The sequence below is a fragment of the Streptomyces sp. 135 genome (genome assembly GCF_020026305.1).
In the GTDB taxonomy this organism is placed as follows: domain Bacteria; phylum Actinomycetota; class Actinomycetes; order Streptomycetales; family Streptomycetaceae; genus Streptomyces.
On the sequence record NZ_CP075691.1, the window covers coordinates 3,735,958 to 3,751,728 of the forward strand.

At 71.7% G+C, this 15,771-nt stretch carries 13 protein-coding genes and 1 pseudogene; 5 read left to right on the forward strand and 9 right to left on the reverse strand.

The genetic code is table 11. The features are described from left to right. Positions 1-46: 46 nt before the first annotated feature. The 8 genes and pseudogenes from KKZ08_RS16705 to KKZ08_RS16740 form a co-directional block, all read right to left on the reverse strand. The gene (locus KKZ08_RS16705) at positions 47-1,174 is read right to left on the reverse strand and encodes an LLM class flavin-dependent oxidoreductase (protein WP_223775216.1); all 1,128 of its coding nucleotides are present in this window, start codon (positions 1,172-1,174) and stop codon (positions 47-49) included. A 127-nt stretch (positions 1,175-1,301) separates the two neighbouring features. Continuing rightward, complete coding sequence (locus KKZ08_RS16710) at positions 1,302-2,099, reverse strand: glucose 1-dehydrogenase (RefSeq protein WP_223775217.1); 798 nt, start codon at positions 2,097-2,099, stop codon at positions 1,302-1,304. Positions 2,100-2,112: 13 nt separating this feature from the next. Next, on the reverse strand, positions 2,113-3,063 hold the full coding sequence (locus tag KKZ08_RS16715; RefSeq protein ID WP_223775218.1) for a TIGR03619 family F420-dependent LLM class oxidoreductase: 951 nt from the start codon (positions 3,061-3,063) through the stop codon (positions 2,113-2,115). 198 nt (positions 3,064-3,261) lie between these two features. Continuing rightward, positions 3,262-4,248, reverse strand: coding sequence for a CU044_5270 family protein (locus KKZ08_RS16720; protein WP_223775219.1), 987 nt, complete (start codon positions 4,246-4,248; stop codon positions 3,262-3,264). Then, positions 4,241-4,833 (reverse strand): annotated as a pseudogene (locus KKZ08_RS16725) (RNA polymerase sigma factor). The gene KKZ08_RS16720 and the pseudogene KKZ08_RS16725 overlap by 8 nt, the downstream one beginning before the upstream one ends. Before the next feature lie 344 nt (positions 4,834-5,177). Then, complete coding sequence (locus KKZ08_RS16730; protein WP_223775220.1) at positions 5,178-5,633, reverse strand: hypothetical protein; 456 nt, start codon at positions 5,631-5,633, stop codon at positions 5,178-5,180. Positions 5,634-5,727: 94 nt separating this feature from the next. After that, positions 5,728-6,939 carry a helix-turn-helix transcriptional regulator gene (locus KKZ08_RS16735; protein ID WP_223775221.1) on the reverse strand — a complete coding sequence of 404 codons (1,212 nt, stop codon included), beginning with the start codon at positions 6,937-6,939 and terminating at the stop codon, positions 5,728-5,730. A 61-nt stretch (positions 6,940-7,000) separates the two neighbouring features. Continuing rightward, positions 7,001-8,230 carry an amidohydrolase family protein gene (locus tag KKZ08_RS16740; protein WP_223779084.1) on the reverse strand — a complete coding sequence of 410 codons (1,230 nt, stop codon included), beginning with the start codon at positions 8,228-8,230 and terminating at the stop codon, positions 7,001-7,003. Positions 8,231-8,537: 307 nt separating this feature from the next. On the opposite strand from KKZ08_RS16740, the gene KKZ08_RS16745 reads away from it, so the two are divergent. The 4 genes from KKZ08_RS16745 to KKZ08_RS16760 all read left to right on the forward strand — a co-directional run bounded on the left by KKZ08_RS16745 (position 8,538) and on the right by KKZ08_RS16760 (position 12,800). After that, entirely contained in the window at positions 8,538-11,516 is a 2,979-nt protein-coding gene (locus KKZ08_RS16745) for a BTAD domain-containing putative transcriptional regulator (RefSeq protein ID WP_223775222.1), read from the forward strand. Between the two features lie 205 nt (positions 11,517-11,721). Then, positions 11,722-11,898 (forward strand): sigma-like protein, encoded by a 177-nt coding sequence (locus KKZ08_RS16750; protein WP_223775223.1) that lies wholly within the window; start codon positions 11,722-11,724, stop codon positions 11,896-11,898. Between the two features lie 216 nt (positions 11,899-12,114). Then, positions 12,115-12,312 carry a hypothetical protein gene (locus tag KKZ08_RS16755; RefSeq protein WP_223775224.1) on the forward strand — a complete coding sequence of 66 codons (198 nt, stop codon included), beginning with the start codon at positions 12,115-12,117 and terminating at the stop codon, positions 12,310-12,312. A gap of 92 nt (positions 12,313-12,404) precedes the next feature. Further along, positions 12,405-12,800 (forward strand): VOC family protein, encoded by a 396-nt coding sequence (locus KKZ08_RS16760; protein ID WP_223775225.1) that lies wholly within the window; start codon positions 12,405-12,407, stop codon positions 12,798-12,800. Here KKZ08_RS16760 and KKZ08_RS16765 read toward each other — a convergent pair. Further along, entirely contained in the window at positions 12,790-14,421 is a 1,632-nt protein-coding gene (locus KKZ08_RS16765) for a FadD3 family acyl-CoA ligase (RefSeq protein WP_276573895.1), read from the reverse strand. The two genes, KKZ08_RS16760 and KKZ08_RS16765, sit on opposite strands and share 11 nt — an antisense overlap. A 122-nt stretch (positions 14,422-14,543) precedes the next feature. Between KKZ08_RS16765 and KKZ08_RS16770 the strand changes: the two genes are divergently transcribed. Continuing rightward, entirely contained in the window at positions 14,544-15,695 is a 1,152-nt protein-coding gene (locus KKZ08_RS16770) for a lipid-transfer protein (protein ID WP_223775226.1), read from the forward strand. The last annotated feature ends 76 nt before the right edge of the window (positions 15,696-15,771 follow it).

Consider the following 15,771-nt stretch of genomic DNA (forward strand, 5'->3'; position numbering starts at 1 on the left):
AACCCCGGCCTCCGTCCGGGAGGGGAGGCCGGGGTGGCTTCAGGGCTCACGCGCCGGCGGCCTGCCGGAAGCGCGTGGTGCGGTGGACCGGATCCGTGTCGATCTTCGGGATCACGTGCTCGCCGATCAGCCTGATGGTGTTCATCGTGTCCTCGGGCGAGATACCGATCGGCAGCCCGAAGCTGAGCTGGTCGGCACCGGCCTGCTCCCACCGCTTGCACTGCCGGAAGACCTCGTCCGGGTCGCCGCAGATCATCAGCTCCTCGGCGATGAGCAGCTCGATGATCTCCTCGCTGTACGCGGGGAGCAGCTCGGGCCACTCGGGGATGCCCTCGGGGCGCGGGAACGTGTCGTGGTAGCGGAAGAGCAGCGACTGGAGGTAGTTGAGGCCGCCGCCGACGGCGATCTCGACGGCCTTGGCGTGTGTCTCGGCGCAGATGGCCGTGGAGGTCACCATGACGTTGTCGTTGACGAAGTCGCCGATCGCCGCGGCCTCCTTCACGGCCGACTTGTAGGAGTCGACGACCCACTCCATGTCGGACACCTTCTGCACGCTGAATCCGAGCACCCCGAGGCCCTTCTTCCCCGCCATCGCGTACGAGGAGGGGGACCCGGCGGCGTACCACATGGCGGGGTGCGACTTCCCGTACGGCTTGGGAAGGATCTTGCGCGGCGGCAGGGACCAGTGCTTGCCCTGGAAACCGGCGTACTCGTCCTGGAGCCACATCTTCGGGAACTCGGCGATGGTCTCTTCCCAGATCTCCTTGGTGTGGTTCATGTCGGTGATGCCCGGCATGAACCCGAGGATCTCGTGCGATCCGGCGCCGCGGCCCGTGCCGAACTCGAAGCGGCCCTCGGAGAGGTGGTCGAGCATGGCGACCTTCTCCGCCACCTTCACCGGGTGGTTGACGGGCGCGAGCGGGTTGAAGATGCCCGAGCCGAGGTGGATGCGGTCGGTGGCGTGGGCCAGGTATCCGAGGTAGACGTCGTTGGCGGAGAGGTGGGAGTACTCCTCCAGGAAGTGGTGTTCGGAGGCCCAGGCGTACTTGAACCCGGACCTGTCCGCCTGGATGACGTACTCGGTCTCCTCGATGAGCGCCTTGTGCTCCGCTTCGGGGTCGACCTGGGCCCGCGCGGCGGGCACGTATCCCTGTACAAAGAGACCGAATTCCAAGGAGGTTCACCGTCCTCGTGAGGTTCTGACGGGCCGGGCTCGCACCACACGTTTTCTGACGGGCCGTCAGTTCAGGATGCGTCGACTGTTCCACCGGGTGGGCGGGGCGTCAATAGCTGACGTAACGTCAGATGACGCTGACCCCGGCCAGCCAGCCGCCGTCGATGACGAAGGGCTGGCCGGTGATGTACGAGGAGTCCGCGCCGGTGAGGAAGAGCGCGAGGGCCGCGATCTCCTGGGGCGTGCCGATCCGTCCCATCGGCACCAGCTTCTCGTACAGCTTCGCCACCGCCCCGCGCGCCGCCTCCGGGTCGGCGGCCGGGTCCAGCCGCGCCGGGTTGGTCATGGGGGTGTCCACGGCTCCGGGGCAGATGGCGTTGACGCGGATGCCCTTCGCCGCCAGCTCGATGGCGGCGACGCGTGTGAGGCCGAGGATGGCGTGCTTGGTCGCGGCGTACGCGCCGACGAAGGCCATGCCCGTGAGCGCCGTATAGGAGGCGGTGTTCACGATGGTGCCGCCGCCGGCCTCCGCGATCTCGGGGGCGACGGTGCGGATGCCGAGGAAGCAGCCGACCTGGTTGACCTGGATGACCTGCTGGAACTCCTCCAGGGGCGTGGCGAGGAGTTCGTTGAAGCGGAGGATTCCGGCGTTGTTCACCAACCCGTCGACCTTGCCGTAGGCGTCCTTGGCGGTGGCCATCGCCGCCTGCCAGTCGGCTTCCTTGCTCACGTCCAGGTGGACGTACGTGGCCGCCCGCTCGCCCCGCTCCTCGACGATCTCCTTGACCAGCGCCTCGCCCTGGTCGTCGAGCACGTCGGCGACGACGACCTCGGCGCCCTCGGCGGCGAAGAGGCGGGCCTCCTGCTCGCCCTGTCCGCGCGCCGCGCCGGTGACGATGACGACGCGGCCGTCCAGCTTGCCCATGGGGTCACTTCCTTCAGTCGGTGAGGTGAGGGGCCACGTCGGCGGCGAACGCCCGCATCTGGTCGGTGAGTTCGTCCCGCCCGCGGCTGCGGAAGCGGACCTGGATCTGGTCGACGCCCATCGCGGTGTACGCGCGCAGGGACTCGGCGAGGGCCTCCGGCTTGCCGTGCAGCGTCCGGCGCCCCACGGGCCAGCCCGGCTCGCCGACGTACAGGGCCTCGGTGATCGCGCCGATGACGATCGGCTCCTCGATCCCCGCCTGTGCCCGCAGCCGCCTGAGCTTCGCGATCTGCGCGGGCAGCTTGTCGCGCGGGTCGCCCTGGGGCAGCCAGCCGTCGGCGCGGGTCGCCGCGCGGCGGATGGCGGCGGGTGAGGAGCCGCCGACCCAGAGGGGTATGTGCCGCTGGGCGGGGCGGGGGCGCTGGCCGAGTCCGCCGAAGTGGTAGCGGGTGCCGTGGTGTTCGGGGTATTCGTCCGGGCCGAGCGCGGCCCTCAGCGCGTCGATCGTCTCGTCGAGGACCGGCCCGCGCCGCGCGAAGTCGACGCCGAGCGCCTCGAACTCCTCCGGTACGTGCCCGGCGCCGACCCCGAGGATCAGGCGGCCGCCGCTGAGGTGGTCCAGGGTCGCGTACTGCTTGGCGGTGAGGAGGGGGTGGCGCAGGCCCACGATGGCGACGTGGCTCATCAGCCGGACGCCCTCGGTGGCGGCGGCGAGGTAGGAGAGGGTCGCCACGGGGTCGTACCAGGTGGTGCCCATGGCTTCGGCGAGGCGGCGGGGGATCGCGACGTGGTCGCAGCTCGCGAGGTAGGCGAAGCCCGCGCGGTCGGCGGTGCGGGCGATCTCGACGAGGTCGCCGGGGGTCGCGTCGGCTTCCCAGGGTTCGGCGTAGAGGGAGCTCTGGGACTGTACGGGGAGCTGCATCCCGTACGCGAGGGACGAATTCCACTGCGCTGGCGGGGACATGGCTGGCGACTCCTGCCTCTCGGCCGGACGAGACCTGACGGCACGTCACTTACGCGTCGGTGGCCATGGTGCGGGCTGACGGTCCGTCAGGCAAGGGCCTGGCCATGTGGCTTCGTCGCGGGAGAGCGCCCGCCGCCTGTTCGCCGGTGAGCCGCCGACGACCGTCTGCCGGTGCCGGCGGCCCTGCGGGACAGCGGCCTACGGGCGCTGCCTCACCCGGTCGACGATCCCCCAGTCCACCACGTGCGACAACTGGATGTACTTCTTCTTCCCGGAAGCCGAGATCCGCTCGTCGCGGAAGCCCAGGAACTCATACGAGGCAGGGTCGAAGATCAGGTACGCGCCTTCGCGGGACCCGCGCTCGGCGTGGGCGACCCCCACCCCGGCCCGCCCGGCGGAGTCCTTCACTCCCGGGATCGTCCTGACGCCGGGCACGAGGGCCAGCGCCTCGTACGCCGCGGGGCGCAGTCCCTGGGGCAGCACCGGGTTCTTCAGGAGCTCACCGAGCAGCCAGTAGGCCTCGAACCGCTGGTGCTTGTCGAGATCGCTGACCGACCGGTCGTCGGACCCGCCGCGGGAGCCGAGGGAGATGATGGCCCAGATGAGCTTCTCCGGATCTTGGGGCAGCTTCTTCAGCTCACTCCACTTCCGGGGTGGCCACACCCCGCCGCCCTTCCCCGCGGGCTCCTCCCACATCTCGCGGCCCAGTTCCATGGACAAGGAGCGCTTGGAGACGTCCACCGAGTCCCACATCTCGTCGGTGTAGGTCTTGACCTCGCCGGTCTTCCGCTCCGTCTCCTTGATGATCCGCTTCGAGTAGATGAACTGGTCGTCGCGCGGCGCCACCGGCTCCTTCTCCCGCTGGCGCTCCCACGCCGCCGCCCCGTTCAGCACCGTCGCGGCGGCGTTCTCCACCCGCGGGGTGCTCGTGCCCGGAGCACCGCCGCCCTCCCCGGAGCCGTCCGTGCCGATGAGCACCGCCGTCCCCGTGACCGCCGTGGCGACCACCGCGGCCGCCACGAGGCGCAGCGCGCGGCGGCGACCGGGGCCAGTACCGGTGCCGGTGTGACGGTCCGCGTGGACCATCGTGTTGAGCAGCCGGTGCCGGGCCCGGTCCCGGGCCGGACCGGTGAGCGGGGCCGCGTCCGCGTCCCACTCCCTCAGGAGTTCGAGTTCGTCATTCATGGTCGGATACCTCTCGCAGTGCCGTCGGATCGGATCCGCCCAATGTTTCGCGCAGCTTGCCGCGAGCCCGGTGCAGCCGTGATCTGACCGTGCCCACGGGGATACCGAGGGCCTGGGCCGTCTCCTCGTAGCCGAGACCACCCCAGGCCACCAGCAGCAGCACGTCCCGCGGCGTACGGCCCGCGCCACCACCCGGTCCGCGGCCCGGTCGGCCAGCGGCTCGTCGTGATCGGCGGGGGCCGGGACCCGGGCCATGGCCTTGAACCGGCGCGCCTCGGCCCGCCGGTGCCGGCCGACCAGGTTGGTCGCTATGCCGAACAGCCAGGGCCGGGCGTCGGCGCCCGCGCCACGGGCCGGGTCGTAGCGGTGCCGCTGCTGGAACGCGGTGGTGAAGGTCTCCGCCATGAGGTCGTCGGCGACCTCGCCGCCGAGGCGGCGGGCCGCGTAGCGGTGCACCGCGTCGGCGTGCCGGTCGAAGAGCGCGGCGAACGCCTCGGGCTCATCCCGGGACCGCGCGATCACTGAGGCGTCGCTCTCCGGATCGGCACGTGTGGTGCCGATGCCGACGCCTGGTCCGACGGCCATCGGGGCTCCTTTCGTCCAAGGGACGATGCTCGAATACTTGGGCTTTCACCTCTCCTTCGCCCATCGCGCCGAAGTGGTTCCCTCGGGGTGGTCCGGGATCCGGTCCCGCTCGTGTGCCTGAGCGCGTGTCATGTGCGCGAGTTCGGCGACGCAAGGGCCGCAACCGTATACGTCGCCTGTCGCGCCGGGCGTGGTCACCGAACCGATCCACAGCACACGCACGTCCCGGCGCCGGCAGTACAGCCAGCAGGAACCGGTCACCCACCGGTTCCCGTCGTCGGTCCGCGCGACGAGCGGCCACGCGTCGCGCCACTGGCGTGCCGCGGCCGGGGTGAAGATCACGGCTACCGCTCGGCGCGCGGCGCGCCCGCGACGTGCAGGAAGCCCCCGGCCTTCTCGATCTCGCTCGCCAGTTCGTCGTACTCCTGCGGCACGGCGGAGATCATCGAGCGGCACGCCGTGAGCACCGCCCCCGCCTCCCCGCGGCGCACGCGCCACAGGGCACGCCCCAGCCCGTCCCGCCCCTGCGGCGGCAGCAGCCCCGCGCGCTCCTCGATCACCTCGGTGATCTCCCAGCCGAACGCCTCGGCGTACTCCACGCAGTCGATGCGGGGCCCCACGATGTTCGCCTGCGGGGCCCCGCACAGGTAGATCACGCAGCGGAATCGCTTGATCCGGCCGGACCCCTCCGGTGCGATGCCGGCCGCCGCGTCCGCCAGTGCGCGTCGGCGTCTCAGGTCACCGTCGGTTCGACCGGTGCGGGTGCCGCTCTGCTGCTGTTCCTCGTCCATGCTGGCCATGCACTCATAGTGCCCAGCTGATCACCCACGGTGAAGGGATGGGTCATAGGAGCGGCCGAGGTCACCCGGCCCCCGCTCGTACGCTCCGTCGGACCTACGCGATCAGCGGCACACCGATCAGTTCGCTGATGTGCCGCACCCGTGCCGTGGATACCTTGGCGAGGCGCTTGCCGATGACGCCGGGCAGCGCCTGGTGCCTGACCCACTCCGGGGCGTCGAGGCCCACCTCGATCAGCGTGTCCGCCGCCTTGTCGTGCAGCCCTGCCGCGCACTGCGCGAGAGCGACGTCGAGTTTGTAGCGGTTGCGGGCCACCTTCGACATGGTCTGGGGGAGCTTCTTCATGTCGGGGTGCCCTGCGAGCTTGAGGGCGCGCCCGTAGTTCTTCAGTGCAACGTGGATGCCAACGGCCTCTGCCTTCACCGCCGTTGGGCCGAAGCTGGTGCCGTACAGCTTCTCGTCACGGCCGAGCCTCGCCGCCGCGGCGTGCGCCTGGGAGAGGTAGTCGTCGGCCGCGCTCTCGTCCTCGCGTCTCGACGCCGCCACGGCCGCGGAGATCATCAGCCGCCCGTACGCGAGCAGTTGGGGGCGCGACCCGCTGCTGAACGACGGCTCGATCGCCAGCGCCGCCCGCTCGGCCCCTGCCACGGCACGGGGCAACTTGGCGCCACGCAGGTGGACCCACGACAGCGTGGACTCCAAGAGGGCCGTCAGCACGGGGTCGCCGACGTCGTTCGCGAGCCACTTCGCCGACGTGAGCGCGCTCAGCGCGAGGTCACGTCGCCCGAACCCGTTCGAGCAGGACGCGGCCACGCGGTACGTGCTCGCCAGGACGGCTCCCAGCCGCTCACGCTCAGCGCCGGTGGAACCGGCGTACCTGGCCTGCCCTTCCATGAGCACCTTCGAGGCGTAGGCGCTGAGCGCCGCCGTATCGCTCGCCCAGTACGCGTCCCACGCCCGGTCGCGGGCCTCGCTCAGCTCATCGGTGCTGCTCGGCTCGTCGATGCCGTCCCACTCGCCGAGGGCACTCCCGTGTACGGCGTCGGACAGTTGACGCAGCGCGGCGCGGTCCCCTTGGGCCATCCCCCGCCGCGGCGCCTGCTGCCCCAGGATCACCGACACGTCCGTATTCAACGCATGCGCCAGCTTCAGCAGCGAGCCGATGGACAACTCCCCCCGGTCCTGCTCCGCCTTCTGCACCAGGGCCAGCGACAGCCCCGCCGCCTCCGCCAGCCCCTGCTGGGTCAGATCGGAGCCCCGCAGACACTTGATGCGCTTGCCGTTCGTCAGATCCGCCCAGTTGCTCACGGTCACCCCAGTGCGTTCGCTCCGGCTGCTGTACCCCGATGGTAGGCCCGGAGCCCCCGCCTCACGCCCCGGACCAGAGCCCCGAATCCGTCAGTCCCAGCAGGCGGATCGCGTTGCCCCGTACGATCCGCTCCACGACGTCCGGCGCCAAGTGCCCCATCTGCGCCTCCCCCACCTCCCTCGACTTCGGCCACGTCGAGTCCGAGTGCGGGTAGTCCGTCTCGTAGAGCACGTTCCCGACGCCGATGGAGTCGAGGTTCCGCAGCCCGAACGCGTCGTCGAAGAAGCACCCGAAGACGTGTTCCGCGAAGAGTTCCGACGGCGGCCGGTGCACCTTGTCGGCGACGCCGCCCCAGCCCCGGTTCTCCTCCCACACCACGTCGGCCCGCTCCAGGATGTACGGGATCCAGCCGATCTGCCCCTCCGCGTACATGATCCTGAGGTTCGGGAAGCGTTCGAACTTGCCGCTCATCAGCCAGTCCACCATCGAGAAGCAGCAGTTGGCGAAGGTGATCGTCGAACCCACGGCCGGCGGCGCGTCCGCCGAGGTCGACGGCATCCGGCTGGAGGAGCCGATGTGCATCGCCACGACCGTCCCCGTCTCGTCGCACGCCGCGAGGAAGGGGTCCCACTCGTCGGTGTGGATGGACGGCAGCCCGAGGTGCGGCGGAATCTCGGAGAAGGCCACCGCCCGCACCCCGCGCGCGGCGTTGCGCCGCACTTCGGCGGCGGCCAGTTCGGCGTCCCACAGGGGGATGAGGGTGAGCGGTATGAGGCGGCCGTGGGCCTCGGGGCCGCACCATTCCTCGACCATCCAGTCGTTGTACGCGCGTACCCCGAGCAGCCCGAGTTCACGGTCCTTGGCCTCGGTGAACGTCTGGCCGCAGAAGCGCGGGAAGGTGGGGAAGCACAGGGCCGACTGGACGTGGTTGACGTCCATGTCGGCGAGGCGGTCGGGCACGCTGTAGGAGCCGGGCCGCATCTGCTCGTAGGTGATGACTTCGAGCTTGATCTCGTCCCGGTCGTAGCCGACCGCCGTGTCGAGGCGGGTGAGGGGCCGGTGCAGGTCCTCGTACACCCACCAGTCGCCGATGGGCCCGTCGTCCCCCTGCCGCCCCATCACCGGAGCGAACTTCCCGCCCAGGAAGGTCATTTGCCTCAGCGGGGCGCGCACGACGCGGGGTCCGCTCTCCCGGTACCTGGACGGGAGCCGGTCCCGCCAGACGTGCGGGGGTTCGACGGTGTGGTCGTCCACCGAGATGATCTTCGGGAAGGTCTCCGGGCTCGCCATGGTCTCCATGCGGCCACGGTAGCGCCGATCTGACGGGGCGTCAGCAAGTCGTACGGCGCTCGCCGAGGCGCACGGGAGCACGGCGTCGTGCGGAACGGCGTGCGAGGACCCTGTGAGAGCCGTCTCCCATGGCTGACGCATCCGCCGCGGACAAGGCAAACTGGCGGGTGCACGAACCGAGGTACGGCCACGGACCGCCCGAAGCGGGGCCGCGGCCCGGCCGAGGCACGACCGAATACGGCACGACGCGGGCAGGGCAGGCCCGCGACCGGCAGGACTTGGGAACGGCAGGGCGGCAGGGGGAGCGATGGTCGATGTACCGCGAGTACCGGAGCAGTGGCGTCCGGCCTCGGGGAACACCCCCGAGGGACGGACCGAGGGGCACCCCCCCGAGGTCCAGGCGTCACGCTTCGGCGTGCTCGGCCCGGTGCGCGCGTGGCACGGCACGGATCAGCTCCAGACCGGTTCGCCCCAGCAGCGGGCCCTGCTGGCGGCCCTCCTGCTGAGGGACGGCCGCACGGCCACGGCCTCGGAGCTGATCGACGCCCTCTGGGGCGAGGAACCGCCCTCGCAGGCACTGGCCGCGGTACGCACGTACGCGTCCCGGCTGCGGAAGGTACTGCCCTCCGGTGTTCTCGTCAGCGAATCCGGCGGTTACTCGATCCAGGTCGCGGACGGCGCCCTCGACCTCGCCCAGGCCGAGGACCTCTGGGCGGCGGCCGAGAAGGCGCGCGGCGTGGGCGACCTGTGCCAGGCCCGCACGCTGGTGAACAAGGCCCTCGACCTGTGGGACGGCGAGCCCCTGGCCGGCGTGCCCGGCCCGTACGCCGAGACGCAGCGCGCCCGCCTCGACGAATGGCGGCTCCAGCTGGTCGAGTCCCGCCTCGACATGGACCTGGAGGTCGGCTGCCACGCGGAGGCCGTCTCGGAACTGACCGCCCTGACGGCGGCCCACCCTTTGCGCGAGCGACTGCGCGAACTGCTGATGCTCGCGCTCTACCGCAGCGGCCGCCAGGCCGAGGCCCTCGCCGTCTACGCCGACACGCGCCGCCTGCTGGCCGACGAGCTCGGCGTCGACCCGCGCCCCGGCCTCAAGGAACTCCAGCAGCGCATCCTCCAGGCCGACCCCGCGCTCGCCGAGCCCTCGGCGCCCTCGCCCGAGCCCACCGGGAAACTGGTCCGGCCCGCCCAGCTCCCGGCGACCGTCCCCGACTTCACGGGCCGCGCGTCCTTCGTGGACGAGCTGAGCGACATCCTCTCCGCCGCCGAGGGCCGCGTGATGGCGGTCTCGGCGCTCGCGGGCATCGGGGGCGTCGGCAAGACGACGCTGGCCGTGCACGTCGCGCACGTCGCGCGCACCCACTTCCCGGACGGCCAGCTGTACGTGGACCTCCAGGGGGCGGGCGCGCGGGCGGCGGAGCCGGAGACGGTGCTCGGCGCCTTCCTGCGGGCCCTCGGCACGGCCGACTCGGCGATCCCGGACTCCCTGGAGGAGCGGGCGGCGCTGTACCGCTCGGCCCTGGACGGCCGCAGGGTGCTGGTCCTCCTGGACAACGCGCGCGACGCCGCCCAGGTCAGGCCGCTGCTCCCCGGCATGGAGGGCTGCGCGGCCCTGGTCACGAGCCGCGTCCGCATGGTCGACCTGGCGGGCGCCCACCTGGTCGACCTGGACGTGATGTCCCCGGAGGAGGCCCTGCTCCTGTTCACCCGCATCGTCGGCGAGGAGCGCGTCACCTCGGAGCGGGAGGCGGCCCTCGACGTGGTGGCGGCGTGCGGCTTCCTGCCGCTCGCCATCCGCATCGCCGCGTCCCGCCTGGCGGCGCGCCGCACGTGGACGGTCTCGACGCTGGCCGCGAAGCTGGCGGACGAGCGGCGCCGCCTCGACGAGCTCCAGGCGGGCGACCTCGCGGTCAAGGCCACCTTCGAACTCGGCTACGGCCAGCTGGAGCCCGCCCAGGCGAGGGCCTTCCGCCTCCTCGGCCTCGCGGACGGCCCCGACCTGTCCCTGGCGGCGGCCGCGGCGGTCCTCGACCTCTCCCCGGAGGAGACGGAAGACCTCCTGGAGTCCCTGGTGGACACGTCCCTGGTGGAGTCCGCGGCGCCGGGCCGCTACCGCTACCACGACCTCGTACGCCTCTACGCGCGTGCATGCGCCGAACGCGACGAACAGCCCCCGAGCGAACGCGAAGCGGCGATGTCGCGGCTCCTGGACTTCTATCTGGCATCGGCGGCGCGGGTCTACGCGATAGAGCGCCCCGGGGACCGCACGGTGGACCACCTGGAGGTCACCGAACGGGTCGGCCTCGACTTCACGGACGGCACCACGGCCTTCGACTGGCTGCACGCGGAGGCCTCCTGCATTCTGGCGTGCGTCCAGCAGTCGCTGGGCCGTACGGGGCTGCGGCGGGCGGTCGACCTGCTCCTCGCCGCGAAGGACCTGGCGGAGTCGGGGGCCATATCGCACCGGTACGAGACGGCGACGCGCGCCGCCTGCGCGGCGGCCGCCACGGCCGGTGACGCGCTCGCCGAGGGACGGGCGCGGGTGAGCCTCGCCCAGGTGCTCAACAAGGTCGGCCGCTTCGACGCCGCCGCCACCGAGCTGGAACTGGCCGCCGCGCTCGCCACGGGATCCGGGGACCCGTGGACCACCGGCAACGCCCTGAACGAACAGGGCATCGTCAACAACTGCATCAACCGGCCGGAGGTCAGTGAGACGCACCTGCTGAAGGCGATCGACGCCTTCCGTGCCGACGGCAACCGCCACAGCGAGGCGAGCGCCCTGTGCAACCTGTCCCGGGCGCTGCTCGCGATGGGCCGCATCCACAAATCGATCGACCTCGCCCGGCAGGCGATCACCATCTACACCGACCTCGGGGTCACCTTCCGCCTGGCCAACGCGAAGTACACCCTCGGTCTCGCGCTCAGCGACGCGAACCGGCACGCGGACGCCCTGGGCCAGCTGACCGACGCCGTACAGATCTTCGTGGAGAACCGTCAGCGCCTGTGGGAGGGCACGACGCACTACCGCATCGCCCAGGTGGAGCTCGCGTACGGCCGCGCGGCCCGCGCCGCCCAGCACGCCGAGCAGGCGCTCGCCATCGGCTGCGTCGGCGGCGAGTGGATGCGGGCCAACGTCCTGACGCTACTGGGAAGGTCACTGGCGGAACTGGCGCAGCTGGACCGCGCGAAGGCCTGCTGGCGCGAGGCCCTGGCCATCCTCGAGGAAGCGGGCGCGCCGGAAGCCGCTCGGGTCAGGAACCTCCTCCATCCCACCACCGTCACCTGACGGCACCCGGGTGACGTTCATCGAACGTTTATGAGCGGCTGGCACTCTCATGGAGTCGATCCGTCGCGTCGGGGGGCAGACGGGTCGCCAGGGCCCTGTGGATAAGGTGAGCGGCCCGGTACGCCCGTTCGGCGGTCCTCGGGGGAGTCGCCGAGCGGGCGTAACCACTACCGGAACCCCGTTCTGACCCAAGGAGTTGTCACACATGAGCGAGATCGACAAGAACGTCGGCATCACCACCATGGGTGAGGGCCACACGCCGGCTCCGCCCAAGGACGGCACCGTCACGACGCAGGGCGAGGGCCACACGCCCGCCCCGCCGAAGGACGGCACCATCACCACCATGGGTGAGGGCCACACGCCCGCCCCGCCCAAGGACTGAACCGCCCGAGGACTGAACCACTTCATATCCCGACGGGGGATCGATCGGCCGCGGCGGCGCGGAGGGGGAGCCGTCGCGGCCGACGCATGTCCGGGCAACGGGGCGGGATGCCACGCCCGGCGGATGGACGGAACCGAACGTTCGGACACCCTGGTCAGTAGGGTCCACGACGTCCGAAGTCCGTTCGAGGTCAGAGGAGTTGGAATGAGAGTCGGAATGAGTCACACCAAGAGGTTGTTCGTCGCTTGCGCCGCTGTCGTCGCCACCGGGGGCCTGGCGGCGACCCCGGCGTTCGCCGACGGCCACACCCCGGTCTCCCCCTACGGTGACCGCGCGCCGATCACCGCACAGGACAGCCACGGGCCGACGGCGCCCCTGGGGGACGGCCACACGCCGATATCCCCGAGAGACTGACCGCCGCGCCACCCCACGGGGCCGGGCCCAGCGCTCGGCCCCGTTCCATAACCTGTGGACAGGCGCCGCCGCCACGGCGAATAGTGCCGCCCATGGCCTCTCTCGTGCGCCACCTCACGTTCGACGCCCATGACGCCTACCGCCAGGGCACCTTCTGGGCGGAGGTACTCGGCGGCAAGCTCGCCGACGACGACTTCCCCGGCGACCCCGAGGCCCTGGTGGAGGGCGGCGGCGTCACGCTGCTCTTCGTCACCGTGCCCGACGCCAAGACGGTCAAGAACCGCCTGCACGTCGACCTCCAGCCGCAGGACCGCACCCGCGACGAGGAGGTCGAGCGGCTCCTCGCCCTCGGCGCGGAACTCATCGACGACCGGCGCAAGCCGAACGGCCGCGGCTGGGCCGTACTCGCCGACCCCGAGGGCAACGAATTCTGCGTGGAGTGCAGCGCCGCCGAGCGCGCCGCCCTCACGGCAGCCGTCAGCGGGTGACCCCGCCCCGCAGCTCCCCCTTCACCACTTTCCCGCTCGCGTTCCTCGGCAGCTCCGCGACGAACTCGACGCCGCGCGGCACCTTGTAGTTCGCCATCTCCCGCCGGGACCAGGCGATGAGGTCGTCCGCCGTCACCACCGCACCGGGCCGCCGCACCACGTACGCCTTGCCGACCTCACCGAGCCGCGCGTCGGGCACGCCGATCACCGCGACGTCCGCGACATCGGGGTGGAGGCCGAGGAGCTGCTCTATCTCGGCCGGATAGGCGTTGAAGCCACCGACGATGAACATGTCCTTGATGCGGTCGGTGATGCGGAGGTTGCCGTCCTTGTCGAGGACACCGACGTCCCCGGTGCGCAGCCAGCCGTCCGGAGTGAGCGCGCGGGCCGTCTCCGCCGGGTCCTCGAAGTAGCCCCGCATGACGTGGTGGCCGCGGACGAGGACCTCGCCGGGGTGGTCGGGCGGCACCGGCCGCCCCGCGGGGGAGACCACCCTCACCTCCGTGTCCGGTATGGCACGGCCCGACGTCGACGCGATGACCTCGGGCGGGTCGCCGCGCCGGCACATCGTGACGATGCCGCTCGCCTCCGAGAGGCCGTACGCGGTCAGGACCGTGCCCACCCGCAGCTCGCGCCGCAGCCGCTCGACCAGCCGGAGGGGGACGACCGCCGCGCCCGTCACCACGAGCCGCAGCGCGGAGAGGTCGTGCTGGTCGCGGGAGGGGTGGTCGAGGATCGACTGGTGCAGGGTGGGCGGCCCCGGCAGGACGGAGACGCGTTCGGCGGCGACGTTCGCGAGGACGGTGTCCACGCCGAAGACGGGCTGCGGGACCATCGTGGCGCCCCGCATCAGGCAGGCGATGATCCCCGCCTTGTAGCCGAAGGTGTGGAAGAAGGGGTTCACGATCAGATAGCGGTCGCCCTCCCGCAGCCCCGCCAGCTCGCTCCACACGTCGTAGCAGCGCAGCGTCTGCGCGTGGGTGATCACGGCACCCTTGGGGCGGCCGGTGGTGCCCGAGGTGAAGATGATGTCCGAGGGCGCCGATCCGTCGACCGAGGCCGCCCGCGCGCGGACGGCCGCCGCGTCCACCCCGTCGCCGCTCGCCAGGAACTCCTTCCAGGTACGGAAGTCCTGCGGCGCGTCGTCGGAGAGGACGATCACCTGCTCCAGGTGCGGCAGACCGGGCAGCGGCCCGCTCCCGGTGCCGTCGGACGCCGCGCGGCGCAGGGAGGCGACGTACGACGTACCGAGGAAGGTGCCGGTGACGAAGAGGAGCTTCGCGCGACTGCGGGCCAGGACGTAGGCGGCCTCGGACCCCTTGAAGCGGGTGTTCAGGGGGACGAGGACGGCGCCGGCCGAGACCGCGCCGAGTGCGGAGACGATCCAGTCGAGGGTGTTGGGGGCCCAGACGGCGACGCGGTCGCCGGGCTCGACGCCGTTCGCGAGGCAGGCGGCCGCCGCGTGCTCCACGCGCCGGCCCAGTTCTCCGTACGAGACGCGGGTGCGGCCCTCCACGACCGCTTCCCGCTCGCCGTACCGCTCGGCGGCCGCCCGCACCAGCCCCGGGATGCTGCCCCACCGCAGGTCACCGCGCATCGCTCGCCCCAGATCGCCGCGCATCGCAAGCCCTCCCACCGCAGTAGCTGACTGTCCGTCAGATTAGCGGTAGCCTGACGCACTGTCAGCAGGCGGGACGCCGCCGGGCGCTGACCGTTTCCCGTCTCCCGGAGGTGCCGCTTCCCATGCCCTCGTTCCAGGACGCCACAGCGATCGTCGGGATAGGCCAGACCCCCTTCGCGAAACAACTCGCCGACAGCGAGAAGACGTTGGCGTGCCGGGCGATCCTCGCCGCGCTCGACGACGCGGGCATCGCCCCGTCCGAGGTGGACGCCTTCGCCTCGTACACGATGGAGGAGACCGACGAGGTCGAGGTCGCCAAGGCCATCGGCGCCGGCGACGTCACCTTCTTCAGCAAGGTCGGCTACGGCGGCGGCGGTTCCTGCGCGACCGTCGGCCACCTCGCCTCCGCCATCGCCACCGGCCAGGCGAGCGTGGGCATCGCCTGGCGCTCCCGCAAACGCGGCAGCGGCCCCCGCCCCTGGAAGAACACCGCCGTCCAGCTCCCCACGCCCGCCCAGTGGACCCGCCCCTTCGGCCTGCTCCGCCCCGTCGACGAGATCGCGATGCTCGCGCGCCGCCACATGCACGAGTACGGAACCACCCGCGACCACCTCTTCAACGTCGCCCTGGCCTGCCGCAACCGTGCCAACCAGAACCCCGCCGCGATGATGTACGACCGTCCGCTGACCCGCGACATGTATATGACGTCGCGCTGGATCAGCGAACCGCTCTGCCTCTTCGACAACTGCCTGGAGACCGACGGCGCGCTGGCGTGCGTGGTCGTGTCGGCGGAGCGGGCCCGCGACTGCCGCACCAGACCCGTGTACGTCCACTCCGCCGCACAGGGCCTGCCCGCGCAGCACCACGGCATGGTCAACTACTGGAACGACGACCCGCTCTCCGGGCCCGCCTGGACGGCCGCCCGGCACCTGTGGAAGCAGGCGGACTTCGGCCCCGAGGACGTGGACGTGGCCCAGATCTACGACGCCTTCACCCCGCTCATCCCGCTCTCCCTGGAGGGCTACGGCTTCTGCGGCCGCGGCGAGGGCGGCGCGTTCACCGAGGGCGGCGCCCTGGAGAGCGGCGGCCGGCTCCCCATCAACACCGGGGGCGGCGGCCTCAGCGAGGCATACGTCCACGGCTTCAACCTCATCAACGAGGGCGTGAAACAGCTGCGGGGCACGAGCACGGCCCAGGTCCCGAACGCGACGACGTGCCTGGTGACGGCGGGCGAGGGCGTCCCCACGTCGGCGCTTTTGCTGCGGGCCCCGTAACCGCTGCTCCTGAAGGCCCCGCGAGGGGCCTTTCAGGGGCGCGGGGCACTGCGCGAGCAACCACAACCGATCCGCA